Genomic DNA, 25,177 nt, shown 5'->3' with positions numbered 1-25,177 from the left:
ATCAAAGCAATTTTAAAGGATTCGAAGGTGGTTGTATGCTGGATCGTGAAGGCTTTCGCCCGAACGTCGGCATCATCCTCTTGAACGCGCGCAACGAGGTGTTTTGGGGCAAGCGGCTCCGCGAGCATTCCTGGCAGTTTCCTCAAGGTGGGATCAAGTACGGCGAGACCCCCATGCAGGCGATGTACCGGGAACTGCACGAGGAAACGGGCCTGCATCCGGAACACGTCAAGATAATCGGCCGCACTCGCGACTGGTTGCGTTACGAGGTGCCTGACAAGTTCATCAAACGCGAAGTACGCGGTCATTACCGCGGCCAGAAGCAGATCTGGTTCCTGCTGCGGATGGTTGGACGCGATTGCGACATTTGCTTGCGCGCGACCGACCACCCGGAGTTCGATGCGTGGCGCTGGAACGAGTACTGGGTGCCGCTCGATGCGGTGATCGAGTTCAAGCGGGATGTCTATCAGTTGGCGCTGACGGAACTGTCGCGCTTCCTGCGCCGCCCGGCGCAGCGAGCCGAGAAGCCGCGCGGGCCGCGTGTGTCGCGCTATCCGCGCGTCATCGGCGCACAGGCCCAGACGCTGACGATTGTCGACGCATCGGTAGTCTGTTCGGAGATCGAAGTGGAGGCGAGCACGCTCGACGAGATGCCGCCCCGCGTGATCGTCGGCAAATGACGAGTCGGACTGCATGACCGGGCGCGACCTTGTGTCGCGCCCTTTTTTTACGAGGAATGCATATTGAAAGCGATTGCTCTCGCGCTCGCATCGATCGCCGCGCTGGCCGCCCTGGCCGGCTGCGCGAACTCGAAAGCGCCGTCCAACAAGGATGACAGCGAGTTCGTGTACCTGCTCGACCGTCAGGGAAGCTGGAAGGAAAATACCGTCGACACGCTGCCGCCGCTGCCGCAAACAGGCGATCTGCTGCCGTTCAACGTGTCGCAGAACACGCCGCTCAAGTTCTTCGTCGATGCGAAGTCGCTCGACGTCGGCACCGACGGCGTCGTGCGCTACGCAGTCGTCATCACGAGCCCGGCCGGTGCCCGCAACGTGAACTACGAAGGCATCCGCTGCGACACCTACGAATGGCGCCAGTACGCGGGCCTGAACGCCGACCACAACGGCTGGGATCGCACGGTCGAGAACGACTGGCGGCGCATCGAGAACGGCGAGCTGAACGCCTACCACTCCGCGCTCTACCAGGACTACTTCTGCGCGAACAAGATGCCGCAGGGCTCGACCCGGCAGATCCTCGAAAACATCCGGTTCCACCGCACCGCGATGACGCAGTTGCGCTGACGGTACGCGATGCGGGCCGCCCGCATCGTCCCGCCGCACGAAAAAGCCCGCATTGCGCGGGCTTTTTCATTTGAACGACGGCACCCGGCCGGCGATCACACCAGCACGAGGTTGTCGCGATGAATCAGTTCGGGCTCCAGCATGTAGCCGAGCACGGTCTCGATCTCGCCGCTCGGCTTGCGGTGAATCAGCTTCGTTTCCGCACTGCTGTAGTTCGTGAGCCCGCGCGCCACCTCGCGCCCGTCCGGGCCGACGCATGCGATGACTTCGCCGCGCGCGAATGCGCCCTGCACGTCGATCACGCCGATCGGCAGCAGGCTCTTGCCGCCGGCCGTCAGCTTCTCGACCGCGCCCGCGTCGATCACGACGTGGCCGCGGACCTGCAGATGGTCGGCCATCCATTGCTTGCGTGCCGCCATCCGCGCGGTCCGTGCGATCAGTTGCGTGCCGATCGCCTCGCCGGCCGCCAGACGCACGAGCACGTCGGCCTCCCGGCCGCTCGCGATCACGGTATTCGCGCCACTGTGCGCCGCACGCTTCGCCGCGAGGATCTTCGTCAGCATCCCGCCGCGACCAAGACTCGAACCCGCGCCGCCTGCCATCGCCTCGAGCTCGGGGGCGCCCGCATTGGCCTCGCCGACGAGCGTCGCATTCGGGTCCTTGCGCGGATCGGCCGTAAACAGCCCCGACTGGTCAGTGAGGATGATCAGCGCATCGCCTTCGATCAGGTTCGCGACGAGCGCGCCGAGCGTGTCGTTGTCGCCGAACTTGATTTCGTCGGTGACCACCGTGTCGTTTTCGTTGATGATCGGCACGACGCCGAGCCGCAGCAGCGTGAGCAGCGTCGAACGCGCATTCAGGTAGCGCTCGCGGTCCGCCAGATCGGCATGCGTGAGCAGGATCTGCGCAGTGCGGATGCCGTGCTCGGTGAAGCGGCTTTCGTAGACTTGCGCGAGCCCCATCTGGCCGACCGCGGCGGCGGCCTGCAGCTCGTCGATTTCCCGCGGCCGCTTGCTCCAGCCGAGCCGCTGCATACCTTCGGCAATCGCGCCCGAACTGACGAGCACGACTTCCTTGCCCTGCGCACGCAGCGCAGCGATCTGGGCCGCCCAGCGGCCGATTGCAGCATGATCGAGCCCCTTGCCGTCGTTGGTCACGAGGCTGGAGCCCACCTTCACCACCAATCGCTTCGAATCCGCGATGATCGAACGCATCCTGCACTGTCTCCTGTATCTGATGCCTGCCCGGCCGGGCGCGATTGAACGCCAACGCCGGGCGGCACGCCCGGCGCGTTGGCGAACGCTCAGGCGTCGTCGCCCGGCGTCGCACCGCCCTTCGCCGGCGGCGCATCGCGGAAACGCACGTCGGCCGCGAGATCCTCCGCCTCCGCCGCGCGATGCGCGTCCGAATGCTCGGAAAGGTAGTCGTAGATCGCGTAGCACAGCGCTTCGCAGCCCTGGCCCGTCAGCGCCGAGATCTCGAACACGGGGCCGTCCCAGCCGAAGCGGTCGAGGAAATCCGCGACGCGCGCCTCGCGCTCGTCTTCCGGCACCATGTCCAGCTTGTTGAGCACGAGCCAGCGCGGCTTCTCGTAGAGCGCCTCGTCGTACTTGCGCAGCTCGCCGACGATCGCCGTCGCTTCCGCGACCGGATCGACGCTTTCGTCGAACGGCGCGAGATCGACCAGATGCAGCAGCACACCGGTACGCTGCAGGTGGCGCAGGAATTGATGCCCGAGGCCCGCGCCTTCGGCCGCGCCTTCGATCAGCCCCGGGATATCGGCGATCACGAAGCTCTTGCTCGGACCGACCCGCACCACGCCGAGATTCGGCGCGAGCGTCGTGAACGGGTAGTCGGCGATCTTCGGCTTCGCGTTCGACACCGACGAGATGAAGGTCGACTTGCCCGCGTTCGGCATGCCGAGCAGGCCGACGTCGGCGAGCACCTTCAGCTCGAGCTTCAGCATGCGCCGCTCGCCCGGCTTGCCGTCCGTCTTCTGGCGCGGCGCGCGGTTCGTGCTCGACTTGAAATGCAGGTTGCCGAGGCCGCCGGCGCCGCCCTGCGCGAGCATCACCCGCTGGTCGTGCTCGGTCAGGTCGGCGATCAGCTCGCCCGTGTCCATGTCGCTGATGATGGTGCCGACCGGCATGCGCAGCGTGACATCGTCGCCGCCCTTGCCGTAGCAATCCGAGCCGCGACCGTTTTCGCCGTTGCGCGCGAGGTGCTTCTTCGCGTAACGGTAGTCGATCAGCGTGTTGATGTTGCGGTCGGCGATCGCGTAAACGCTACCGCCGCGGCCGCCGTCGCCACCGTCCGGCCCGCCGAACGGGACGAATTTCTCGCGGCGCATCGACGCGCTGCCATCGCCTCCGTCGCCGGCGATGACTTCGATTCGTGCTTCGTCAATGAACTTCATTCGTCACTCCGCCCAGTATTTCCGCTATTGTGCCGCGCGCCGGCACGCTTGAACAATCTGCCGTTCGGCCGATCGTACGCCGGTCGCGCGAGGGTCGCCGGCCCGCATTTGCAGGCGGCGACCCAATAAAAAAGGCCCCGCGAAGACTGCGGGGCCTTTCGGCTACGAAGCCCGTGGGTGCCTGACTTAGGCAGCCGCCGGGACGACGATGACCAGATGCTTCTTGTCCGCGCCCTTCGTCGCGAACTTGACGTGACCGTCGACCAGCGCGAACAGGGTGTGATCCTTGCCCATGCCGACGTTCTCGCCAGCGTGCATGCGCGTACCGCGCTGACGCACGATGATGCCGCCGGCATTGATTGCCTGGCCGCCGTACACTTTCACGCCGAGACGTTTCGACTCGGAGTCGCGGCCGTTCCGGGAAGAGCCGCCTGCCTTTTTGTGTGCCATCTGATTGCTCCTTTACCGAGGCGCTTACGCGTTGATCGCGTCGATGCGCAGCTCAGTGTAGTTCTGGCGGTGGCCGCCGTGCTTTTGGTAGTGCTTCCGGCGACGCATCTTGAAGATGGTGACCTTGGCATGACGACCGTGCGACACAACGGTGGCCTTGACGGAAGCCCCACTGACCAGCGGCGTACCGAACTTAATCGATTCGCCTTCGCCCACTGCGAGAACCTGGTCGAGCGTGATTTCAGCGTCAATGTCAGCCGGTATCTGTTCTACTTTGAGTTTTTCGCCAACGGCAACCTTGTACTGCTTGCCGCCGGTTTTTATGACCGCGTACATTGAGAACCTCACTCTGGATCCAATTTTTCCGCACACCACGCGCGGAAAACACGTGATTATACATGGGGTTAGCACCGAAGTCAAAACCGATCGACGATTACCGCGCGCGGGCCTCGGCCAGACGGCCAAAATCGCGCTGCCGGTACGTCTGACAGACCGGCATATCGCGGATTCGACTTATAATCCGCCGCATCACCCAATTCCATCATCATGTCGTCGTCCACCGCCTCCCCCACCCTCAGCGCCGCCCACCTGCTCGCCCCGATCACCAGCGACATGGAGCAGGTGAATCGCGTTATCCGGCAAAGCCTCGCGTCCGACGTGCTGCTGATCAACCAGATCGCCGAGTACATCATCGGCGCGGGCGGCAAGCGGCTGCGTCCGGCGTTGCTGCTGCTCGTCGCCGGCGCGCTCGGCGAAACGTCGCACCAGCGGCACGTGCTGGCCGCCGTCGTCGAGTTCATCCACACGGCCACGCTGCTGCATGACGACGTCGTCGACGAATCCGAGCTGCGCCGCGGCCGCCAGACCGCCAATGCGCTGTTCGGCAACGCGGCGAGCGTGCTGGTAGGCGATTACCTCTACTCGCGCTCGTTCGAGATGATGGTCGGCGTCGGCAAGATGCGCGTGATGGAGATCCTGTCCGAAGCGACGACGATCATTTCGGAAGGCGAGGTGCTGCAGCTCCTGAACATGCACGACGCGGACGTCGACGAAACGCGCTACATGCAGGTGATCCGCTACAAGACGGCCAAGCTGTTCGAGGCGTCGGCGCGCCTGGGCGCGGTGCTCGCGGGCGCCGATGCGCCGACCGAGGCCGCCGCCGCCGAATACGGCCGCCGGATCGGCACCGCGTTCCAGATCATGGACGACTGGCTCGACTATGCGGGCACCGCCGAGGCAATGGGCAAGAATGCCGGCGACGACCTGCGCGAAGGCAAGCCGACGCTGCCGCTCATCTATCTGATCGAGCGCGGCACGCCCGAACAGTCGGCGCTCGCACGCGAGGCGATCGAACAGGGCGGCACCGATCGCTTCGACACGATTTTCGAAGCGATCACGCGCTCGGGCGCGCTCGATCACACGCTCGAATGCGCACGCCAGGAAGCGCAGGCCGCGGCAGCGGCGATTGCCGCGTTCCCCGATTCGATCTACAAGGAAAGCCTGCTCGGGTTGTGCTCGTACTCGACGTCGCGGCAGTCATGAACACGCCGCGAACGGGACGCGGCGCCTTGTCCCGAAAAATTTCTTCATCAAAGTATTCCCTTTTAGAAAAAACATCGTTATAGTTACGTTCTTGCTTGAGACGACGCAGCGATCTTCACGAAGACAGCGAAGTCCGAAGAGCAAAAATCGGGGTGTAGCTTAGCCTGGTAGAGCGCTACGTTCGGGACGTAGAGGCCGGAGGTTCGAATCCTCTCACCCCGACCAGATTTAAAAAAACCGTGCACCGTGTGCACGGTTTTTTTTTCGTCCGGCCGCCGCGAGCCCCTCGTGTCGCGCGCGACACATCGCGGTCGCCGGCCTCTGCTATATTTCCCCCATCCCTGTCCTTCACTGCCCTTTCCAACGCGTGGACCAAATTCCCTTATGGGCGCAAATCGGCGCCGTCTTCCTGCTTCTCCTCTGTTCCAGCTTCTTTTCCATTTCCGAGACCGCGATGATGGCGCTCAATCGCCATCGGCTGAAGCATCTCGCCGGCCAGGGCGCACTCGGCGCGAAAACCACGCAGGGGCTGCTCACGCGCACTGACTTGCTGCTCAGCGTGATCCTGATCGGCAACAACCTGTTCAACACGATCATCCCCGTCCTCACGACGTCGCTCGCGCTCCATACGTTCGGCCGCAACAATCTCGCGCTGTCGATCGCGACCGGCGTCGTCGCGTTCCTGATCATCGTGTTCGCGGAAATCGCGCCGAAGATCGTCGGCGCGACGTTCCCCGAGCGCATCGCACTGCCCGCGAGCCTCGTGATCGCCCCGCTGATGCGCGTGTTCAAGCCGGTCGTCTGGTTCGTCAATGCGCTCGCGAACGGCGTGCTGTGGGTGCTGCGCATCAACACGAAGAAGGGCCGCGACCAGCGGATGTCGGCCGACGAGCTGCGGGCCATCGTGCTCGAATCGAGCAGTTTCATGCCGACCAAACACCGCAGCATCCTGCTCAACCTGTTCGACCTCGAGAACATCACGGTCGACGACGTGATGGTGCCGCGTCGCCAGATCGAGTCGCTCAACTTCTACGCGCCGCTCGACGACATCCTCCATCAGCTCGAAACCTGCTATCACAACCGGCTGGTGGTCTACGAAGGCGACATCGACAAGGTGCTCGGCGTGCTGCACGTCCGCAAGACGCTCACCGCGCTGCACAACCAGGATTTCGACCGCGAGACGCTGCGCTCGCTGCTCACCGAACCGTACTACGTGCCGTCGGGCACGCCGGTGGTCCAGCAGCTCCAGTTCTTCCAGGAAACCCGGCATCGCACCGCGCTCGTCGTCAACGAATACGGCGAACTCGAAGGGCTCGTCACGCCCGAGGACATCATCGAGGAACTGATCGGCGAATTCACGACGTCGATGCCGCGCAGCGAACGCGCGGGCGGCTGGGACGAGAACGGCGAATGCATCGTCTCGGCCAGCATGCCGCTGCGCGAACTGAACCGCTGGCTGCACCTGAAACTGCCGACCGACGGGCCGAAGACGCTGAACGGGCTGGTACTCGAGATCCTCGAGGAAATTCCGGAAGACGACGTGTGCCTGAAAATCGGCGACGTGATGCTCGAAGTGATGCGCAGCGACGATCAGGCAGTGCGCACCGTCAAGCTGTTCAAGCCGCGCGGCGCGCGCACCGGACGCACCGCCGCGCGCTAGGGCCTGTTCGCGCTAATAACGGGCTTGCGCTGGCCCTAGCCGAACGGCCGACTGCCGGCGCCGCCCGCGGCGCGCGATCATCTGCGCATCACGGACAACAGGCGGCCCGCGTGCCGGCTCACATGCATTTCCCTTCCTCCGGGGCGCCGCTGCACCCGCAGTCGTCGCCCGCGCACGCCGGCGCGCCGCCCACCGCGCCCCACGCACTCGATGCGGCCCAGCTCGACGATGCTCCCGCCGTACGGCTGCTGACGGACACGCTGCATGCGGCGCGCCTGCGCGACGCGTCGGACATCCACGTCGAGCCATTCGAAGCCGGCTGGCGCATCCGTCTTCGCATCGACGGCGTGCTGCACGAACATGCGCGCCCGCCGCTACACCTGCGCGATGCGCTCGTCACGCGGATCAAGGTGCTCTCGCGCATGGACATCGCCGAGCGGCGGCTTCCGCAGGACGGCCGGCTGCGCATCGCGATCGACGGCGGCACGCGCGGCGACTACCGCGTCAGTTCACTGCCCACGCTGTTCGGCGAAAAACTCGTGCTGCGGCGGCTCGAAACACTGCCGCCCGATCTCTCGCTTGCCAACCTCGGCTTCGACGCGCGGCAGGCCGCCGCGATGGAGGCCGCGATCCGCGCGCCGCACGGCCTCGTGCTCGTCACGGGCCCGACCGGCAGCGGCAAGACCCTGTCGCTCTACTGCGCGCTGCAGATGCTCGATCGCGACGCACACAACGTCTGCACGGTCGAGGATCCCGCCGAGATCCAGCTCGACGGGATCAACCAGGTCGGGGTCGCCGACAAGGCGGGGCTCACGTTCGCGACCGCGCTGCGGGCGCTGTTGCGGCAGGATCCGGACGTGATCATGGTCGGCGAGATTCGCGATGCGGAGACGGCCGATGTCGCGATCAAGGCTGCGCAAACCGGCCACCTCGTGCTGTCGACGCTGCACACGAACGACGCGCCGGCCGCCGTCGCGCGGCTGCTCGATATCGGCGTCGCGCCGTACAACCTCGCGGCCGCGCTGCATCTCGTCACCGCGCAGCGTCTCGTCCGGCGCCTGTGCGTCGCCTGCCGCGTGCATTCGGACGCATCGGTGCGTGCGCTGCGGGAAGCCGGCTGCGACCCGGCGGCGCTGGCAGCCGGATGGCGGCCGTTCGTCGCGCGTGGCTGTTCCGCCTGTCACGGCATCGGCTATCGCGGCCGCATCGGCCTGCATCAGACGATGCCGGTATCGCCCGCGCTGGCGGAGCGCATCGTCGCGCGGGCGAGCGTCGGCGAACTCGCGCAATGCGTGGCGGCCGAGGGGGTTCGCAGCCTGCGCGACGCGGCATTCGCCCGCGTCCTGGACGGCACGACGAGCATCGCGGAAGCCGTCGCGGCCACACCTGCGGCATGAGCATAAGTATGCGCACGCCACCGCGCGAAACCCGCTTTGCATGGCGCGGCCGCCATCGCGACGGCTCGCCGCGCCGCGGGATCGTCGTCGCCTTCGACGCCGCGGCCGCGCGCGCCACGCTCGCACGCGACGGCATCGCGGTACTGTCGCTCGACGGCCGCGGGCCGGCCCGTCCGCCCGCGGCGGCCGCACGCGACATCACGCGCTTCACGCGCCAGCTCGCAAGTCTGCTGCAGGCCGGCCTGCCGCTTGCGCCGTCGCTTGAGATGCTCGCCCGCACCCGCACGCGCGACGGCGTGCCGCGCATCGCCGCGGGACTCGCCCGTGAAATCGTCGGCGGCCGGCGCTTTGCCGATGCGCTCGCACGCTATCCATCGCAGTTCGGCACGCTGTATCGCCAGTTGATCGAGGTCGGCGAGGCGTCCGGGTCGCTCGGCATCGTGCTGACCCGGGTCGCGGAACATCGCGAGCGCGCCGATGCGCAATGGCGCAAGCTGCGCGCCGCACTCGCGTATCCGGCCGCCGTCATCCTGTTCGCGCTCGCGATCTCGGCAGCCTTGATGGTGTGGGTCGTGCCGACCTTCCGGCAGATCTTCGACGGTTTCGGCGCCGCCCTGCCCGCGCCGACCCGCGCACTACTCGCGCTGTCCTCGGCACTGTCGGCGTGGGGCGGTGTGCTGCTGGCCGGTGCGGCCGCCATAGCGCTGGCCGCGCAGCATGCGCTGCGGCGCTCGGTCGCGCTGCGTCATGCGCTCGCGCGGCGCCTGCTGCGCGCGCCGCTCGCGGGCAGCGCGCTGGAACGGTTCGCGGCCGCGCGCTGGTGCCGCTCGCTGGCGACCCTGCTCGGCGCCGGCGTGCCGCTCGCCGATGCGTTCGCCACGCTCGAGCGCACGGCCGGCCACCCGGTGTTCGCGCACGCCACCGCGCACATCGCCGCACGCGTGTTGCGCGGCGTCCGTCTGGCCGATGCGATGCATTCGGCCGGCTGCTTTCCGGACGACGTCGTGCAACCGATCGCCGTCGCCGAGGAAACCGGTGCGCTCGACTCGATGCTCGGCGACATCGCCGCGTTGTGCGAACGCCAGCTCGACGCGCGTCTCGATGCGCTCGCGGCGCTCGGCGAACCGTTGATCGTGATCGTCCTGGGCGCGCTCGTCGGCGGCCTCGTGATCGCGATGTACCTGCCGATCCTTCAGCTCGGCAACGTGGTGTAGCATCGCAACCGATTCTCTCGCCTTTTAGTCCGAACCTTGAGCCTCATGACGCCAGCGCCCCTGTCCGCCGTTTCCGATTCGCCCGAGAGCACGCTGCTCGCGCTGGCGATGCTGCCGCCCGCGCTGCAGTATGCGTTCGCGGTCGTCATCGGCCTTTGCATCGGCAGCTTCCTGAACGTGGTCGTGCACCGGTTGCCCGTGATGATGCAGCGCGCGTGGCAGGCCGAGATCGCCGAAGCGACGGGCGCCGCAAGCACCCCGCCCGACGATGGTTATCCGCCGCGCTACGATCTGTGGCGCCCGCGCAGCGCCTGCCCGCATTGCGGCCACGTGTTGCGCGCATGGGAGAACATCCCGGTCGTCAGCTACCTGATGCTGCGCGGACGCTGCCGGCGCTGCGGCCATGCGATCGGCATCCGCTATCCGCTCGTCGAGCTCGCGTGCGCAGGGCTCGCGGCCGGCTCGCTCGCGGCGTTCGGCCCGACCGTCGCCGCGCTTGCCGCGTTCGCGCTGTGCGCGGCGCTGCTCGCGATGAGCGCGATCGATATCCGGACCGGCTACCTGCCCGATTCGATGACGCTGCCGCTGCTGTGGGCCGGGCTCGTGCTGAACCTCGGCGGCACGTTCGCTTCGCTGCGCTCGGCCGTGATCGGCGCGATGGCCGGCTACCTGTTCCTGTGGTCGATCTACTGGCTGTTCAAATGGCTGCGCGGCATCGAGGGCATCGGTTTCGGCGACCTGAAGCTGCTTGCCGCGCTCGGCGCATGGATGGGCTGGGCCGCACTGCCGCAGGTCGTACTGTTCGCGGCGGTGACCGGCGCGGTCGTCGGGCTCGTCGCGACCTGGCGCGGCCGCATGCGCTTCGAGGAGCCGATTCCGTTCGGCCCGTTCCTCGCGGCCGGCGGCGTCGCCACGCTGTTTTTCGGCACCCCTTTCTATGCGGCGCTCGGAGGCTGACATGTTTTCAGTAGGACTCACGGGCGGCATCGGCAGCGGCAAGACGACCGTTGCCGACCTGTTCGGCGCCCGTGGCGCATCGCTCGTCGATACCGACCTGATTGCCCATCGCATCACCGCGCCGGGCGGTCTCGCGATGCCGGCTATCGAGCACGCTTTCGGTCGCGGCTTCGTGGCCGCCGACGGCTCGCTCGATCGCGCGAAGATGCGCACACTGATCTTCAGCGACGACGACGCGCGCCGGCGCCTCGAAGCGATCACGCATCCGCTGATCCGTGCGGAGACCGATCGCGAGGCGCGCGAGGCCCGGGGCCCGTACGTGATGTTCGTCGTGCCGCTGCTCGTCGAGTCGGGCACGTGGAAGGCGCGCAGCGATCGCGTGCTGGTCGTCGACTGTCCGGTCGAAACGCAGATCGCACGCGTGATGCGGCGCAACGGCTTCACGCGCGAACAGGTCGAAGCGATCATCGCGCGACAGGCGACGCGCGAGGCCCGCCTCGCGGCGGCCGACGACGTGATCGTCAACGACGCGGTCACGCCCGACGCGCTCGACGCGCAGGTCGATGCACTGCACCAACGCTACGTCGCGTTCGCGGCCGCCGCGCACTGAGCATCGCGCGCAATCGTGATGGTGTACGAAATTGGCGCGTTGCTAGGGTAGAGAGGGGGCATTAGAATGTCCTTCATTGTTTCAATCCCTACCCAAGAGGCGAGCGCGCTTGATTCTTTACGAGTATCCGTTCAACGAGCGAATTCGCACGCTGTTGCGTCTCGAAGATCTGTTCGAGCGCTTCGCGTTCTTTTTGGCTCAGGAGGACCCGCGTGAACACCACGTCGCGCTGACGACGCTGTTCGAAATCGCCGAGGTAACGGGCCGCGCGGACCTGAAATCGGATCTGATGAAGGAGCTCGAACGTCAGCGCCAGACGCTCGCCCCCTTTCGCGGCAATCCGGGCATCGAGCAGAACGCGCTCGAAGCCGTGCTCGGTGAAATCGAGCAAACGCTCGCGAATCTTGCGCAGATGCAGGGCAAGACCGGCCAGCACCTCGTCGACAACGAGTGGCTCGCCAGCATCCGCAGCCGCGCGGTGATTCCGGGCGGGACATGCAAGTTCGACCTGCCGTCGTACTACGCGTGGCAGCAATGGCCCGCCGAGCAGCGGCGCCAGGACATCGCGAAGTGGGTCCTGCCGATGCTGCCGTTGCGCGACGCCGCGGCGATCGTGCTGCGGCTTGCGCGCGAATCAGGCCAGGCGTCGAAGGTCATGGCGATGCAGGGCAGCTACCAGCAGATGCTGTCCGGCCGCACCTATCAACTGATGCAGGTGCGGGTAGCGCCGGAGCTGCGCGTCATTCCCGAAGCGAGCGCCAACAAATACATGCTGTGGGTACGGTTCACCATGCAGGACGGCGACGTGCGGCCGCGTGCGGTGGACATCGACGTGCCGTTCCATCTGACCCTGTGTAATCTGTAACGGCCGCGTGCCGGTTCAACGCTTTCGTATGACTACCGTTGTGAAATGTCCGTCGTGCGGCGCAGAAGTGCGCTGGACGCCTGAAAACAAGTTCCGTCCCTTCTGTTCGGCCCGCTGCAAGCAGCTCGACCTTGGCGCATGGGCCGCGGAAAAGTATCGGATCGGCGGCGCCTCCGACGAGGGCCCGTCGTCGGAAGAGGACGGCACGGACAACCGCCGCGACAGCTGAGCGGCGCGCGGCGCCGCCGTCCGCCGATATGGCCCGCGTTTCCGGCGGGCCGCCACGGCGTCATTGCGACGCCGCTTCCTTCTCGAGCAGTTCGAGCACCGGCAGCGCCGCCGGCAACAGCGGCGCGACCTCGACCGGCAGTTGCTGCCATACGAACGCCTGCCCTTCCTTGCTGTGCGGCTCGCCCGTCCAGCCCGTCACCTTGCAGAAATAGAGCCGCACGTACGCGTGCGGATAATCGTGCTCGAGCGTGTGCCAGCGGTGGCTGGCCGTGACCTCGATGCCGAGTTCCTCGTGCAGCTCGCGCGCCAGCGCATCCTCGACGCTTTCGCCGGCCTCCAGCTTGCCGCCCGGAAACTCCCAGTAACCTTCATACGGTTTGCCCTGCAGGCGTTGCGCGAGCAGATACCGACCGTCCGGCTGCACCATCACGCCGACCGCGACTTCCGTCACCTTGCGGCCGTCCGGCGCCCGCACGGCGCCCTGTGCCAGATCCGCGCTCATGCCTGCTCCTTGCGGCCCGACCAGTCCCGCGCGAACTGCCACGCGACGCGGCCCGAGCGCGAGCCGCGCTCGAGCGCCCACACGAGGGCGTCGCCGCGTGCCGTGTCGATCTCCGTCTCCGGGCAGCCGAAGTGGCGCAGCCAGTGCGCGACGATGTCGAGGTAGTCGTCCTGCTTGAACGGATAGAAGCTGACCCACAGGCCGAAGCGCTCCGACAGCGAGATCTTCTCCTCGACGACTTCGCCGGGGTGAATCTCGCCGTCAGGAAGATGCTTGTACGACTCGTTGTCGCTCATGTACTCGGGGAGCAGGTGGCGACGGTTCGACGTCGCGTAGATCAGCACGTTGTCCGACTGCGCGGCGATCGACCCGTCCAGCGCGACCTTCAGCGCCTTGTAGCCCGATTCGCCGTCCTCGAACGACAGGTCGTCGCAAAACACGATGAACCGCTCCGGACGCTGCGAGATCAGGTCGACGATGTCGCCGAGATCGTGCAGGTCGTCCTTGTCGACTTCGATCAGGCGCAGCCCGTCGTTCGCGTACGCATTCAGGCACGCCTTGATCAGCGACGACTTGCCGGTACCGCGCGCGCCGGTCAGCAGCACGTTGTTGGCCGGCTTGCGCTGCACGAACTGCCGCGTGTTCTGGTCGATCAGCGCCTTCTGGCGGTCGATGTTGTGCAGGTCGCCGAGCGTGATCGATGACACGGCCGGTACCGGCTGCAGGTAACCGCGCCCCTGGCGCTTGCGCCAGCGGAACGCGTGCGCCGCGTTCCAGTCGATGGCCGCCGGTGCGGGCGGCAGCATCCCTTCGAGACGGCCGAGCAGCGCTTCCGCGCGCGTCAGAAACTGTTCAAGCTTGTCCATGTCGTTCGAGCGCTCCCGATCAGGAGCGGTAATCCGCGTTGATGCTCACGTAATCGTGCGACAGGTCGCACGTCCAGACGGTGGCCTGCGCGTCGCCACGGCCAAGCAGCACGCGGATCGTGATCTCGCTCTGCTTCATCACGCGCTGGCCGTCCTCTTCCTGGTAGGCCGGGTTGCGGCCGCCGGCCTTCGCGACGAGCACGTCGTCGAGATAGAGGTCGATCTTGCCGACGTCGAGATCCGCGACGCCCGCATAGCCGATCGCCGCGAGAATCCGGCCCAGGTTGGGGTCGGATGCGTAGAAGGCCGTCTTCACGAGCGGCGAGTGGCCGATCGCGTACGCGATCTGGCGGCATTCGGCGACGCTCTTGCCGCCTTCGACCTGCACCGTCATGAACTTCGTCGCGCCTTCGCCGTCGCGCACGATCAGTTGCGACAGCACCTGCGCGACTTCCGTCACCGCGTCGCGCAGCGCCGCATAGGCCGGCGAATCGGTCGACGTGATGGCCGGCAGCGTGCTCTTGCCCGATGCGATCAGGATGAACGAGTCGTTCGTCGACGTGTCGCCGTCTATCGTGATGCAGTTGAACGAGCGGTCGGCGACTTCCTTCACGAGCGTGTCGAGCACCGGCTGCGCGACGTTCGCATCGAACGCGAGGAAGCCGAGCATCGTCGCCATGTTCGGCTTGATCATGCCCGCGCCCTTGCTGATGCCCGTCAGCGTGACCGTGTGACCGTCGATCGTCACCTGGCGCGACGTCGCCTTCGGCAGCGTGTCGGTCGTCATGATCGCCTGCGCGGCGTCGAACCAGTTCGCGGCCTTGCGGTTCGCGAGCGCGGCCGGCAGACCGGCCTTCAGGCGGTCGATCGGCAGCGGCTCGAGGATCACGCCGGTCGAGAACGGCAGCACCTGCGCCGGCTCGATGCCCGCGAGGCGTGCGAGTTCCGTGCACGTTTCACGGGCGTTCACGAGGCCCGGCTCGCCGGTGCCCGCGTTCGCATTGCCGGTATTCACGACCAGTGCGCGGATGCCCGCGCCGCCCGCACGCACCTTCGCCAGATGCTCGCGGCAGACGGTGACCGGCGCTGCGCAGAAACGGTTTTCGGTGAACACGCCCGCGACCGTCGCGCCTTCGTCGACGGAAATGACCAGCACGTCCTTGCGATTCGGCTTGCGGATGTTCGCCTCCGCCCAGCCGAGCGTGACGCCGGCGACGGGATGCAGTTGGGCGGGATCGATCGACGGAAAATTGACTGCCATGGGGCACACCTGCCGGATGGAAAATGCCGGCACGCGCCGGCATCGATTGGAAGAACCGGCGGCCGCACGCGCGGGCCGCCACAACTCACATCACTGACTCGAAGCTGCGAACGACGCGGCACGCGTGACGCGCGCCGCCGCCGATCATGACAGCTTCCCGTGACATTGCTTGTACTTCTTGCCGCTGCCGCACGGGCACGGGTCGTTGCGGCCGACCTTCGGCATTTCGCCGCCGGGGCCGCCGTGCGTCATCGCGCTGCCGACCATGTCGGCCGTCGCCGTGGCCGCCGCAGCAGCAGTCGTGACGTTCGCCACCGGGGCGCCGGCGTCCGCGTAGTCGGCGTGCTGGTATTCGACGTTCTCGAGATGACCGCCGCGCTCCTCGATCTGCTCGGCCGCCTCCTCGAGCTGCTCCGGCGACTGGATCTGCACGTTCATCACGATGCGCGTGACTTCCTGCTTGATCGCGTCAAGCATCGCGGCGAACAGTTCGAACGCCTCGCGCTTGTACTCCTGCTTCGGGTTCTTCTGCGCATAGCCGCGCAGGTGAATGCCCTGGCGCAAGTGGTCGAGCGCCGCGAGGTGCTCGCGCCACAGGCGGTCGACCGTCTGCAGCATCACCGAGCGCTCGAACGCGCTGAACGACTCGCGACCGACCATCGCGACCTTCGCCTCGTACTGCTCGTCGGCGGCCGTCGTCACCGCGTCGAGGATCTCCTCGGCCGTGATCGACGACGACTCGTTCACCATTTCCTGGATCGCGAGATCGAGCTGCCAGTCGTTGCGCAGCGCTTCCTCGAGCTCGGGCACGTCCCACTGCTCTTCGATGCTGCCTTCCGGCACGAACTGGCGGACGACTTCGGTGATCACGCCGTGACGCATCGCGGTGATCGTCTCGGTGATGTCGTGTGCTTCGAGCAGCTCGTTGCGCTGCTGGTAGATCACCTTGCGCTGGTCGTTCGACACGTCGTCGTATTCGAGCAGCTGCTTGCGGATGTCGAAGTTGCGCGCTTCGACCTTGCGCTGCGCCGATTCGATCGACCGCGTGACGATGCCGGCTTCGATCGCCTCGCCTTCCGGCATCTTCAGGCGATCCATGATCGAGCGCACGCGATCGCCCGCGAAGATGCGCAGCAGCGGATCGTCGAGCGACAGGTAGAAGCGCGACGAGCCCGGATCGCCCTGACGGCCTGCACGGCCGCGCAGCTGGTTGTCGATCCGGCGCGATTCGTGGCGCTCGGTGCCGATGATGTGCAGGCCGCCCGCGGCCTTCACCTCCTCGTGCAGCGTTTCCCACTCGTCGTGCAGCTTCTGGATGCGGCGCGCCTTTTCGTCGGCCGGGATCGAATCGTCGGCCTCGATGAACGCCGCCTGCTTCTCCGCATTGCCGCCGAGCACGATGTCGGTACCGCGGCCGGCCATGTTGGTCGCGATCGTGATGCGCTTCGGACGGCCAGCTTCCGCGACGATCGCCGCTTCACGCTCGTGCTGCTTCGCGTTCAGCACTTCGTGCGGCAGCCCGGCCTGCTTCAGCAGGTGCGACAGCAGTTCGGAGTTCTCGATCGACGTCGTGCCGACCAGCACCGGCTGGCCGCGCTCGTAGCAGTCGCGGATGTCGCGGATCACCGCGTCGTAGCGCTCCTTGGCCGTCTTGTAGATCTGGTCCTGCTTGTCGATCCGCTTCGGCGGGCGGTTGGTCGGGATCACGACCGTCTCGAGACCGTAGATCTCGTTGAATTCGTACGCTTCGGTGTCCGCGGTGCCGGTCATGCCGGCCAGCTTCGCGTACATCCGGAAGTAGTTCTGGAACGTGATCGACGCGAGCGTCTGGTTCTCGCTCTGGATCTTCACGTGTTCCTTCGCCTCGACGGCCTGGTGCAGCCCGTCGGACCAGCGGCGGCCGGCCATCAGGCGGCCCGTGAATTCGTCGACGATGACCACTTCGCCGTTCTGCACGACGTAGTGCTGATCCTTGTGGAACAGCGTATGGGCGCGCAGCGCCGCGTACACGTGGTGCATCAGCGTGATGTTCTGCGGCGCGTACAGGCTTTCGCCCTCGCCGATCAGGCCCCATTCGGCAAGCAGGCGCTCGGCCTTCTCGTGGCCCGATTCCGTCAGGAACACCTGGCGCGCCTTCTCGTCGAGCGTGTAGTCGCCCGGCTTCTCGACGCCCGTGCCGTCGGCCTTCTCTTCGCCGATCTGGCGCTCGAGCAGCGGCGGCAGTGCGTTCATCCGCACGTACAGCTCGGTGTGATCCTCGGCCTGGCCCGAAATGATCAGCGGCGTACGCGCTTCGTCGATCAGGATCGAGTCCACTTCGTCGACGACCGCGAAGTTCAGGGCCCGCTGCACGCGCGCGTCGGTCTCGTAGACCATGTTGTCGCGCAGGTAGTCGAAGCCGAATTCGTTGTTCGTGCCGTACGTGATGTCCGCCGCGTAGGCCTGCTGCTTCTGGTCGTGCTCCATGCCGGACAGGTTGATGCCGACCGACAGACCAAGGAAGTTGTAGAGGCGCGCCATCCATTCGGCGTCGCGCTGCGCGAGGTAGTCGTTGACGGTCACGACGTGCACACCGCGGCCGGCCAGCGCGTTCAGGTACACGGGCAGCGTCGCGACGAGCGTCTTGCCCTCGCCGGTGCGCATTTCCGCGATCTTGCCGTAGTGGAGCACCATGCCGCCGATCATCTGCACGTCGAAGTGCCGCATCTTCAGCACGCGACGGCTCGCCTCGCGACACACCGCGAAGGCCTCGGGCAGCAGCTTGTCGAGCGACTCGCCGGCCGCGACCCGCTGGCGGAATTCGTCCGTCTTGCCGCGCAACTGGTCGTCCGTCAGCTTCTCGATCTGCGTTTCGAGCGCATTGATCGTCGCGACGGTCTTTTGGTATTGCTTGACGAGCCGCTGGTTGCGGCTGCCAAAAATTTTCTGGAGAAAACCGGTTGTCATCGGATCGGATCCTGCGTCGCAGCACCGGCGCCCGGCGCGTGTTGCGCGCCCCGGCGCCCGAGCCTCGGCGGCTTAGCGAATTAGTGGACTCAAACGTCGAATTTTAGCACGCGGGGACGCGTGCGCCTGCGTCCCGGCCGCACGGGCATGGCGCGCCGGGGCCGGGCGGACAGGGGCGAAAGCCGCCCGTGCGCGGGCCGGCACGGGTACAATCGGCTGCAACGTCCGCGCGCGTGCGCGCTCGAATAAAGCCTCGATGAACCGATTTTCCAAGCGTTTCGGCCCGCTCGCCGCCTATCGTCCGCAACCCGTGTCCGAAGTGCTCGGTCGTACCGACGCATTCGCGGCGCTGCGCGCCGGTGTCGAGCAGATCGCGTCGCTGCAGCGCGACCTGGGCGCTTGCCTGCCCGATTATCTGGCGAATCACGTCGAACCGGGCTTCATCAAGGACGGCACCCTGACCCTCTTTGCCGCGCACAATGCGCTGGCAGCACGGCTGCGACAGGTCGAGGTGCGGCTGCTCGGCGACCTCCAGAAGCGCGGCTGGCCCGTGACGACGCTGCGCGTGCGCGTGCGGCCGAAAGACGCGCCGGAGCCGCCGCACGTGAAGCAGGCTCGGATGACCTCGGCCGGCGCCGCCGCGCTGCGCGACCTCGCCGACCACCTGGAACCGTCGCCGCTGCAGGCCGCGCTCGCGCGGATGGCGGCACGACACGGCGCGAAGCCGCGTTGACCGCACCGGTCATCGGCGGCCGCCAGCCAACAAAAAAGCGACCCGAGGGTCGCTTTTTTTATCGCTTGCGCTGAACGCCGGTCACGCGAAGGCCGTCTGCGCGTCGAACGCGAACCCCTTCGGTGCAGCCTGCGGATCGTCGAACGTCACAATCTCGTACGCGTCTTCGTGCGCGAGCAGTTCGCGCAGCAACGCGTTGTTCAGGCCGTGGCCCGACTTGTACGCGGTGTACGACGCCAGCAGCGGATGGCCGATCACGTACAGATCGCCGATCGCGTCGAGCATCTTGTGCTTCACGAACTCGTCGTCGTAGCGCAGCCCGTCGTTGTTCAGGATCCGGTACTCGTCGAGCACGATCGCGTTGTCCATGCTGCCGCCGCGCGCCAGGCCGATCTCGCGCAGCATCTCGGCTTCGTGCGCGAAACCGAACGTGCGCGCACGCGCGATCTCGCGCACGTACGACGTGGTCGCGAAATCGACCTCGAGTTCCTGGCCCGTCTTGTCGACGGCCGGGTGACGGAAGTCGATCGAGAACTTCAGCTTGAAGCCGAAATACGGATCGAGCCGCGCGAACTTGTCGCCGTCACGGATTTCGACCGGCTTCTTCACCTTGATGAAACGCTTCGGCGCGTTCTGTTCCTCGATGCCGGCGGACTGGATCAGGAACACGAACGTGGCGGCGCTGCCGTCCATGATCGGGATTTCCTCGGCCGTCACATCGACATACAGGTTGTCGATGCCGAGACCCGCACACGCGGACATCAGGTGCTCGACCGTCGACACGCGCACGCCATCCTTCTGCAACACCGACGCGAGCCGCGTGTCGCCGATCGACATCGCCGATGCGGGAATGTCGACCGGCGTGGGCAGGTCGACGCGTGAAAAGACGATGCCCGTGCCGGGCGCGGCGGGACGGAGCGTCAACTCGATCTTGCGGCCCGAGTGGACACCGATACCCACGGTCTTCACGATGGATTTGATGGTGCGCTGCTTCAACATGGTCTTCTTCGTCTTGATTGAAGATATCAATCAGGAGTTATATTCGATAGGCGGGATTATAGCGTAATTCCCTATTCAACGCTGTCTGAAACTGCGTATCAATCTGTTTCGACAGTTTACCCGTGCCGATACGGGACGGGCCGATGCCCGGAACGGAGGCGTTTCCGGTCATCAGCCCGTGTTACAACTGCCCTGAGGCCGGTGAGCAGCGTTGCCGGAAGGCAACGGCGCACCGCACGATCAGGACGTCAACGTCGCGAGAACACTCGCCGCATCGCTCACTTCGAATTTGCCCGGCGCCTCGACGGCCAGCGTCTTGACCACACCGCCGTCAATCACCATCGCGTAGCGCAGGGAACGAATTCCCATGCCACGCGCGGACAAATCCTGCGTCAGCCCCAGCGCATGAGTGAAAGCCGCGCTGCCGTCCGCCATCATGCGCACCTTGCCCGCGGTGTGCAGATCACGTCCCCATGCGCCCATCACGAATGCGTCGTTGACGGACACGCACCAGATCTCGTCGATCCCCGCCGCGCGCAATTGCTCGGCGTGTTCGACGTAGCCCGGCACATGCTGCGCCGAGCAGGTCGGCGTGAAAGCGCCCGGCAATCCGAAGATCACCACCCGCTTTCCCGCCACCTGGTCGCGCACGCTGCAGGCGTTCGGCCCCAGCGTGCACCCTTCGCGCGCGTCGTCGATGAACTCGAACAATTGCGCGTCGGGCAGCGCGTCGCCCACTTGAATCATGGCTGGTCCCTCATAGCGATACGGTTTTTCAGCGTGTTGCGGACAGCCCGGCCCATCCCGCTTCGCTCGAGCGAAGAGGGCACCTTTCCCGGCCCGGCGTCGCATCCGACGCGGCCTGTCTGGGTCCGTAGCATCCGTCACGCCGGCGATACCGCGGCGATCTCAACGACTGCGCCGCGGCTTCGCCTGTGTTTGCGTCAGTCAGCCTGCTTGCGCAGGAAAGCCGGGATGTCGTACGTGTCGACACCCTTCTCCTGCAGCGCCTGCACGTGCGATGCCGCGGTTTCGCGCGAATTGCGCCACACCGCCGGCGTATCGAGCGCGCCGTAGTCGGCCGTGCTGACGTGCTGCGCCGGCGCGTAGCCGTGCGACACCGCGCTGACCGGCTGGTTGTCCGTACCCGTGCGCAGCAGCGTCATCGGTGCCGACTGCTGCTTCTTCGCCGCACGGCCCAGACCCGTCGCCACGACCGTCACGCGCAGTGCATCGCCCATCGCGTCGTCGTACACCGCACCGAAGATCACCGTCGCATCTTCCGCCGCGTAGCTCTTGATCGTGTTCATCACTTCGCGCGTTTCCGACAGACGCAGCGAACGGCTCGACGTGATGTTGACCAGCACGCCGCGCGCGCCCGACAGATCGACGCCTTCGAGCAGCGGGCTCGCCACGGCCTGTTCCGCCGCGAGGCGCGCGCGATCGACGCCGGCGACCGTCGCCGTGCCCATCATCGCCTTGCCCTGCTCGCCCATCACCGTCTTCACGTCTTCGAAGTCGACGTTCACGAGGCCGTCGACGTTGATGATTTCCGCGATGCCTGCCACCGCGTTGTTCAACACGTCGTCCGCGCACTGGAAGCACTTGTCCATCTCGGCGTCGTCGCCCATCACGTCGAACAGCTTGTCGTTCAGCACGACGATCAGCGAGTCGACGTGATCCTCCAGTTGCTGCGAGCCTGCTTCGGCGACGCGCATGCGCTTGCCGCCTTCGAACTCGAACGGCTTGCTGACGACACCGACCGTCAGAATGCCCATCTCCTTCGCGATCTGCGCAACCACCGGCGCCGCGCCCGTACCCGTGCCACCGCCCATGCCGGCCGTGATGAACACCATGTGCGCGCCGCGCAGCGCGTCGGCGATGCGCTCACGCGCTTCTTCCGCCGCCGCACGACCCATTTCCGGCTTCGCACCGGCGCCCAGACCCGTGTTGCCGAGCTGGATCACCGACGATGCGCGCGAACGCGACAGCGCCTGGGCGTCCGTGTTCATCACGATGAAGTCGACGCCCTGCACGCCGCGGTTGATCATGTGCTGGACGGCATTGCCGCCAGCGCCGCCAACGCCGACCACCTTGATGATGGTGCCGTTGGTCTCGGTTTCCAGCATTTCGAATTCCATTGTTGCCTCCGTCAAGAGAATGACTGCTACTCGGCCGTTATTCGGCAGGAGATCGGGCAACCCCCTGTCGCGCGCCAGCCGCCGGCACCAGCGCGAATTTCGATTCGGTTTGTCAGAAGTTGCTCAGGAACCATTCCTTCATCCGCGAGAACACCTGCCCCGCGTTGCCGGACTGCACGGCGACCTTGCGGCCGCGCATGCGCTGCGCACTGCCTTCGACGAGCAGCCCCATCGCCGTCGAGTAGCGCGGATTGCGCACGACGTCGGACAGGCCGCCTGCGTATTCCGGCGCGCCGATGCGCACCGGTTTCAGGAAAATGTCTTCGCCGAGCTCGACCATGCCCGGCATCATCGAGGCACCGCCGGTAATGACCACGCCGGAGCTCAGGAGTTCTTCATAACCGGACTCGCGCACGACCTGCTGCACGAGCGAGAACAGTTCCTCGACGCGCGGCTCGATCACCGCCGCGAGCGCCTGGCGCGACAGCGTGCGCGGGCCGCGTTCGCCGAGACCCGGCACTTCGACCATTTCGTCCGGATCGGCGAGCGCCTGCTTCGCGATCCCGTAGCCGACCTTGATGTCTTCCGCGTCCGGCGTCGGCGTGCGCAGCGCCATCGCGATGTCGCTCGTGATCTGGTCGCCGGCGATCGGGATCACCGCCGTGTGGCGGATCGCGCCTTCGGCGAAGATCGCGATGTCCGTCGTGCCGCCGCCGATGTCGACCAGCACCACGCCGAGATCCTTCTCGTCTTCCGTCAGCACCGCCAGCGACGACGCGAGCGGCTGCAGGATCAGGTCGTTCACTTCCAGCCCGCAGCGGCGCACGCACTTGACGATGTTCTGCGCGGCGCTCACCGCGCCCGTCACGATGTGCACCTTCACTTCCAGCCGGATGCCGCTCATCCCGATCGGCTCGCGCACGTCTTCCTGGCCGTCGATGATGAATTCCTGCGTGAGGATGTGCAGCACCTGCTGGTCGGTCGGGATGTTGATCGCCTTCGCGGTCTCGATCACGCGCGCGACGTCCGTCTGCGTGACTTCCTTGTCCTTGATCGCGACCATCCCGCTCGAGTTGAAACTGCGGATGTGGCTGCCCGCGATCCCCGTAAACACGTTGGTGATCTTGCAGTCGGCCATCAGCTCGGCTTCCTCGAGCGCGCGCTGGATCGACTGCACGGTGGCCTCGATGTTGACCACCACACCTTTCTTCAGACCCTTCGACTCGCTCTGGCCGAGACCGATCACCTCGTAGTGACCCTCGCCCTTCAGCTCGGCGACGATGGCCACCACCTTCGACGTGCCGATGTCGAGGGAAACCAGCAGATCCTTGTAGTCTTTGCTCATAAAGTGCTCTTGCGTGTGATCTCTCGTTACTTCTTGCGCTTGTCGGTATCGGTCAGGAACCGCATGCCTGCCGCGCGAATCGCGAATCCGTTCGGATAACGCAGGTCCGCGTACTCGATGTCGTTGCCCCAACGCTCCGTGACGGCCGGCCACGCGGCGACCAGGCGCTGGCTCCGGTCATGCAGCGTGTCGCTGTTGCGTTCCTTGCCCAGTTCCACCTGCATGCCGTTCGACAGCTTCACCGTCCACGCGTACCGCGCCGACAGCGTCACTTCTTCCGGCGCCGCCTTCAGCGGCGCAAACCATTTCCCGAAGTCGCGATACCGCGTGACGACTTCCTTCGCACTGCCTTCCGGGCCGTCGAACGCCGGCAGTTCCTGCTCCAGCTCGCCCTGGTTCGCGGTGAACAGCTCGCCGTCGACGCTCACCAGCTGATCGCTGCCCCAGGTCCCGAGCGGTTTGTACTCCTCGAGCGTGACAGCCAGCGCATTCGGCCACACCCGGCGCACGCTCGCGTGACGCACCCACGGCATCTGCTCGAACGCCGCGCGCGCCGTATCGAGATCGACCGTGAAGAAATTGCCCTTCAGCCGGCCGACCACGCCCGCGCGCACCGTCGGCGAGTTGATGTGCTCGGTGTCGCCATCGATCCGGATTTCCCGCAGCGCGAACGTCGGGCGCTGGATCAGCCAGTAGCAGCCGGCCGCCGCCAACACGAGCAGCAGCAGCGCGTACAGCGCGCTGGCGGCAAGGTTGAGTTGGCGAACGTTGTTCCACATACGTCGTTCCGTTCCTGCGTCAGTCGTTGAGCGTGAGCGACAGCACCTTCACGACCAGCTCCGAATAGCTGATGCCGACCGCGCGCGCGGCCTTCGGCGGCAGCGAGTGGTCGGTCATCCCGGGGGCCGTGTTCACTTCCAGGAAATACGCATTGCCGGCCGCGTCGAGCATGAAATCCGCGCGGCCCCAGTCGGTGCAGCCGAGCACGTCGAACGCGCGGCGCGCGATGCGCTTCAGTTCCGCTTCCTGTTGCGCCGGCAGGCCGCACGGGATCAGGTATTGCGTATCGTCGGCGACGTACTTCGCGTGGTAGTCGTAGAACTCGCCCGCCGGCACGATCTTGATCAGCGGCAGGTCGAGATCGCCGGCGATGCACGCGGTGTATTCGCCGCCGCCCTCGATGCTCTTCTCGACGATCACGATCTTGTCGTGCGTCGCGGCTTCCTCGAGCGCGGCCGGCAGCGCGTCGGCCGTCTTCACCTTCAGCACCGCGACGCTCGAGCCCTCGCTCGCCGGCTTCACGAACAGCGGCAGACCGAGCTTCGCGACGATGTCGGTCGCGCGCGCGGCCAGGTCGTCGCCGCGCATCACCGTCTCGAACGGCGGCGTCGGCACGCCCGTCTGCTGCCACACGAGCTTCGTGCGGAACTTGTCGAGGCCGAGCGCCGACCCGAGCACGCCGCTACCCGTGTAGCGGATCCCGTAGAAATCGAGCGCGCCCTGGATCTGGCCGTTCTCGCCGTAGCCACCGTGCAGCGCGTTGAACGCGCGCACGAAGCCTTCGTCCTTCAGCGCCGACAGCGGCCGCTCGGCCGGGTCGAACGGATGCGCGTCGACGCCCGCGTCACGCAGGCCCTGCAGCACGAGGCGGCCCGAGGTGAGCGACACCTCGCGCTCGGCGGATTCCCCGCCGAACAACACTGCCACCTTGCCGAAACGTTTCGGATCGATCCCGCTCATG

Annotated in this window: 25 protein-coding genes and 1 tRNA gene; 12 read left to right on the top strand and 14 right to left on the bottom strand. The window is 66.3% G+C overall.

Going from position 1 to position 25,177, the window contains the following annotated elements; translation table 11 throughout:
• The first annotated feature begins 35 nt into the window (after positions 1–35).
• Complete coding sequence (locus KU887_RS02870; protein ID WP_006496762.1) at positions 36–680, top strand: RNA pyrophosphohydrolase; 645 nt, start codon at positions 36–38, stop codon at positions 678–680.
• 63 nt (positions 681–743) lie between these two features.
• Positions 744–1,301, top strand: coding sequence for a CNP1-like family protein (locus KU887_RS02865; RefSeq protein WP_006489238.1), 558 nt, complete (start codon positions 744–746; stop codon positions 1,299–1,301).
• Positions 1,302–1,396: 95 nt separating this feature from the next.
• Here the strand turns inward: KU887_RS02865 and proB are convergent, their stop codons facing one another.
• The 4 genes from proB to rplU form a co-directional block, all read right to left on the bottom strand.
• Positions 1,397–2,515, bottom strand: a complete 1,119-nt coding sequence (gene proB / locus KU887_RS02860) for a glutamate 5-kinase (RefSeq protein ID WP_006476997.1) — start codon at positions 2,513–2,515, stop codon at positions 1,397–1,399.
• A gap of 89 nt (positions 2,516–2,604) precedes the next feature.
• Positions 2,605–3,717: a GTPase ObgE gene (gene obgE / locus KU887_RS02855; protein ID WP_006489254.1), complete on the bottom strand. Its 1,113-nt coding sequence runs from the start codon at positions 3,715–3,717 to the stop codon at positions 2,605–2,607.
• 186 nt (positions 3,718–3,903) lie between these two features.
• Positions 3,904–4,167, bottom strand: a complete 264-nt coding sequence (gene rpmA, locus KU887_RS02850; RefSeq protein WP_006476999.1) for a 50S ribosomal protein L27 — start codon at positions 4,165–4,167, stop codon at positions 3,904–3,906.
• 24 nt (positions 4,168–4,191) lie between these two features.
• Positions 4,192–4,503 carry a 50S ribosomal protein L21 gene (gene rplU / locus KU887_RS02845; RefSeq protein ID WP_006025184.1) on the bottom strand — a complete coding sequence of 104 codons (312 nt, stop codon included), beginning with the start codon at positions 4,501–4,503 and terminating at the stop codon, positions 4,192–4,194.
• A gap of 210 nt (positions 4,504–4,713) precedes the next feature.
• Between rplU and KU887_RS02840 the strand changes: the two genes are divergently transcribed.
• From KU887_RS02840 to KU887_RS02800, 9 genes are all read left to right on the top strand, one after another.
• A complete protein-coding gene (locus KU887_RS02840; protein ID WP_011544516.1) occupies positions 4,714–5,709 on the top strand; it encodes a polyprenyl synthetase family protein in 996 nt (331 codons plus the stop codon).
• 148 nt (positions 5,710–5,857) lie between these two features.
• A tRNA-Pro gene (locus KU887_RS02835) sits at positions 5,858–5,934 on the top strand.
• Positions 5,935–6,076: 142 nt separating this feature from the next.
• Positions 6,077–7,369: an HlyC/CorC family transporter gene (locus KU887_RS02830; protein WP_006489250.1), complete on the top strand. Its 1,293-nt coding sequence runs from the start codon at positions 6,077–6,079 to the stop codon at positions 7,367–7,369.
• Between the two features lie 122 nt (positions 7,370–7,491).
• On the top strand, positions 7,492–8,766 hold the full coding sequence (locus tag KU887_RS02825) for a GspE/PulE family protein (protein WP_258254262.1): 1,275 nt from the start codon (positions 7,492–7,494) through the stop codon (positions 8,764–8,766).
• 8 nt (positions 8,767–8,774) lie between these two features.
• Positions 8,775–9,980, top strand: coding sequence for a type II secretion system F family protein (locus KU887_RS02820; RefSeq protein WP_006496766.1), 1,206 nt, complete (start codon positions 8,775–8,777; stop codon positions 9,978–9,980).
• 45 nt (positions 9,981–10,025) lie between these two features.
• Positions 10,026–10,937 (top strand): A24 family peptidase, encoded by a 912-nt coding sequence (locus tag KU887_RS02815; RefSeq protein WP_006496767.1) that lies wholly within the window; start codon positions 10,026–10,028, stop codon positions 10,935–10,937.
• A gap of 1 nt (position 10,938) precedes the next feature.
• On the top strand, positions 10,939–11,547 hold the full coding sequence (gene coaE / locus KU887_RS02810; protein WP_058901238.1) for a dephospho-CoA kinase: 609 nt from the start codon (positions 10,939–10,941) through the stop codon (positions 11,545–11,547).
• Positions 11,548–11,656: 109 nt separating this feature from the next.
• Positions 11,657–12,412: a cell division protein ZapD gene (gene zapD, locus KU887_RS02805; RefSeq protein ID WP_006487143.1), complete on the top strand. Its 756-nt coding sequence runs from the start codon at positions 11,657–11,659 to the stop codon at positions 12,410–12,412.
• A 28-nt stretch (positions 12,413–12,440) separates the two neighbouring features.
• A complete protein-coding gene (locus tag KU887_RS02800; RefSeq protein ID WP_011544509.1) occupies positions 12,441–12,641 on the top strand; it encodes a DNA gyrase inhibitor YacG in 201 nt (66 codons plus the stop codon).
• 60 nt (positions 12,642–12,701) lie between these two features.
• Here the strand turns inward: KU887_RS02800 and KU887_RS02795 are convergent, their stop codons facing one another.
• The 4 genes from KU887_RS02795 to secA all read right to left on the bottom strand — a co-directional run bounded on the left by KU887_RS02795 (position 12,702) and on the right by secA (position 18,218).
• Complete coding sequence (locus KU887_RS02795; RefSeq protein ID WP_006487137.1) at positions 12,702–13,145, bottom strand: NUDIX domain-containing protein; 444 nt, start codon at positions 13,143–13,145, stop codon at positions 12,702–12,704.
• Positions 13,142–14,011 (bottom strand): ATP-binding protein, encoded by an 870-nt coding sequence (locus tag KU887_RS02790; protein WP_006487097.1) that lies wholly within the window; start codon positions 14,009–14,011, stop codon positions 13,142–13,144. Before KU887_RS02790 ends, KU887_RS02795 begins: the two co-directional genes overlap by 4 nt.
• 19 nt (positions 14,012–14,030) lie before the next feature.
• Positions 14,031–15,272 carry a bifunctional glutamate N-acetyltransferase/amino-acid acetyltransferase ArgJ gene (gene argJ, locus KU887_RS02785; RefSeq protein WP_006496770.1) on the bottom strand — a complete coding sequence of 414 codons (1,242 nt, stop codon included), beginning with the start codon at positions 15,270–15,272 and terminating at the stop codon, positions 14,031–14,033.
• Positions 15,273–15,416: 144 nt separating this feature from the next.
• Positions 15,417–18,218: a preprotein translocase subunit SecA gene (gene secA, locus KU887_RS02780; RefSeq protein WP_006493335.1), complete on the bottom strand. Its 2,802-nt coding sequence runs from the start codon at positions 18,216–18,218 to the stop codon at positions 15,417–15,419.
• Between the two features lie 256 nt (positions 18,219–18,474).
• Between secA and KU887_RS02775 the strand changes: the two genes are divergently transcribed.
• A complete protein-coding gene (locus KU887_RS02775; RefSeq protein WP_006487136.1) occupies positions 18,475–18,951 on the top strand; it encodes a DUF721 domain-containing protein in 477 nt (158 codons plus the stop codon).
• 81 nt (positions 18,952–19,032) lie between these two features.
• Here KU887_RS02775 and lpxC read toward each other — a convergent pair whose 3' ends face one another.
• The 6 genes from lpxC to KU887_RS02745 all read right to left on the bottom strand — a co-directional run bounded on the left by lpxC (position 19,033) and on the right by KU887_RS02745 (position 25,176).
• Positions 19,033–19,950, bottom strand: a complete 918-nt coding sequence (gene lpxC, locus KU887_RS02770) for a UDP-3-O-acyl-N-acetylglucosamine deacetylase (RefSeq protein ID WP_006487145.1) — start codon at positions 19,948–19,950, stop codon at positions 19,033–19,035.
• A 240-nt stretch (positions 19,951–20,190) separates the two neighbouring features.
• Entirely contained in the window at positions 20,191–20,697 is a 507-nt protein-coding gene (locus KU887_RS02765) for a peroxiredoxin (protein ID WP_012492974.1), read from the bottom strand.
• Positions 20,698–20,894: 197 nt separating this feature from the next.
• Complete coding sequence (gene ftsZ / locus KU887_RS02760; protein ID WP_006487140.1) at positions 20,895–22,091, bottom strand: cell division protein FtsZ; 1,197 nt, start codon at positions 22,089–22,091, stop codon at positions 20,895–20,897.
• 112 nt (positions 22,092–22,203) lie between these two features.
• Positions 22,204–23,436 carry a cell division protein FtsA gene (gene ftsA / locus KU887_RS02755; RefSeq protein WP_006487138.1) on the bottom strand — a complete coding sequence of 411 codons (1,233 nt, stop codon included), beginning with the start codon at positions 23,434–23,436 and terminating at the stop codon, positions 22,204–22,206.
• 26 nt (positions 23,437–23,462) lie between these two features.
• Positions 23,463–24,215: a cell division protein FtsQ/DivIB gene (locus tag KU887_RS02750; protein WP_006477014.1), complete on the bottom strand. Its 753-nt coding sequence runs from the start codon at positions 24,213–24,215 to the stop codon at positions 23,463–23,465.
• Positions 24,216–24,234: 19 nt separating this feature from the next.
• On the bottom strand, positions 24,235–25,176 hold the full coding sequence (locus KU887_RS02745; protein ID WP_006487105.1) for a D-alanine--D-alanine ligase: 942 nt from the start codon (positions 25,174–25,176) through the stop codon (positions 24,235–24,237).
• Position 25,177: the final 1 nt, after the last annotated feature.

Source organism: Burkholderia sp. EMB26 (assembly GCF_024730645.1).
In the GTDB taxonomy this organism is placed as follows: Bacteria; Pseudomonadota; Gammaproteobacteria; order Burkholderiales; family Burkholderiaceae; genus Burkholderia; species Burkholderia cenocepacia.
The sequence above is the reverse complement of the archived record's forward strand: the minus strand, read 5'-3'. Positions and strand labels throughout refer to the sequence as shown.

Excerpts from the sequence above, each read along its gene's own strand:
- KU887_RS02870 (WP_006496762.1), top strand. The coding sequence starts at position 36 with ATGCTGGATCGTGAAGGCTTTCGCCCGAACGTCGGCATCATCCTCTTG.
- proB (WP_006476997.1), bottom strand. The coding sequence starts at position 2,515 with ATGCGTTCGATCATCGCGGATTCGAAGCGATTGGTGGTGAAGGTGGGC.
- obgE (WP_006489254.1), bottom strand. The coding sequence starts at position 3,717 with ATGAAGTTCATTGACGAAGCACGAATCGAAGTCATCGCCGGCGACGGA.
- rpmA (WP_006476999.1), bottom strand. The coding sequence starts at position 4,167 with ATGGCACACAAAAAGGCAGGCGGCTCTTCCCGGAACGGCCGCGACTCC.
- rplU (WP_006025184.1), bottom strand. The coding sequence starts at position 4,503 with ATGTACGCGGTCATAAAAACCGGCGGCAAGCAGTACAAGGTTGCCGTT.
- KU887_RS02840 (WP_011544516.1), top strand. The coding sequence starts at position 4,714 with ATGTCGTCGTCCACCGCCTCCCCCACCCTCAGCGCCGCCCACCTGCTC.
- KU887_RS02825 (WP_258254262.1), top strand. The coding sequence starts at position 7,492 with ATGCATTTCCCTTCCTCCGGGGCGCCGCTGCACCCGCAGTCGTCGCCC.
- KU887_RS02820 (WP_006496766.1), top strand. The coding sequence starts at position 8,775 with ATGCGCACGCCACCGCGCGAAACCCGCTTTGCATGGCGCGGCCGCCAT.
- KU887_RS02815 (WP_006496767.1), top strand. The coding sequence starts at position 10,026 with ATGACGCCAGCGCCCCTGTCCGCCGTTTCCGATTCGCCCGAGAGCACG.
- coaE (WP_058901238.1), top strand. The coding sequence starts at position 10,939 with ATGTTTTCAGTAGGACTCACGGGCGGCATCGGCAGCGGCAAGACGACC.
- KU887_RS02800 (WP_011544509.1), top strand. The coding sequence starts at position 12,441 with ATGACTACCGTTGTGAAATGTCCGTCGTGCGGCGCAGAAGTGCGCTGG.
- KU887_RS02795 (WP_006487137.1), bottom strand. The coding sequence starts at position 13,145 with ATGAGCGCGGATCTGGCACAGGGCGCCGTGCGGGCGCCGGACGGCCGC.
- KU887_RS02790 (WP_006487097.1), bottom strand. The coding sequence starts at position 14,011 with ATGGACAAGCTTGAACAGTTTCTGACGCGCGCGGAAGCGCTGCTCGGC.
- argJ (WP_006496770.1), bottom strand. The coding sequence starts at position 15,272 with ATGGCAGTCAATTTTCCGTCGATCGATCCCGCCCAACTGCATCCCGTC.
- secA (WP_006493335.1), bottom strand. The coding sequence starts at position 18,218 with ATGACAACCGGTTTTCTCCAGAAAATTTTTGGCAGCCGCAACCAGCGG.
- KU887_RS02775 (WP_006487136.1), top strand. The coding sequence starts at position 18,475 with ATGAACCGATTTTCCAAGCGTTTCGGCCCGCTCGCCGCCTATCGTCCG.
- lpxC (WP_006487145.1), bottom strand. The coding sequence starts at position 19,950 with ATGTTGAAGCAGCGCACCATCAAATCCATCGTGAAGACCGTGGGTATC.
- KU887_RS02765 (WP_012492974.1), bottom strand. The coding sequence starts at position 20,697 with ATGATTCAAGTGGGCGACGCGCTGCCCGACGCGCAATTGTTCGAGTTC.
- ftsZ (WP_006487140.1), bottom strand. The coding sequence starts at position 22,091 with ATGGAATTCGAAATGCTGGAAACCGAGACCAACGGCACCATCATCAAG.
- ftsA (WP_006487138.1), bottom strand. The coding sequence starts at position 23,436 with ATGAGCAAAGACTACAAGGATCTGCTGGTTTCCCTCGACATCGGCACG.
- KU887_RS02750 (WP_006477014.1), bottom strand. The coding sequence starts at position 24,215 with ATGTGGAACAACGTTCGCCAACTCAACCTTGCCGCCAGCGCGCTGTAC.
- KU887_RS02745 (WP_006487105.1), bottom strand. The coding sequence starts at position 25,176 with ATGAGCGGGATCGATCCGAAACGTTTCGGCAAGGTGGCAGTGTTGTTC.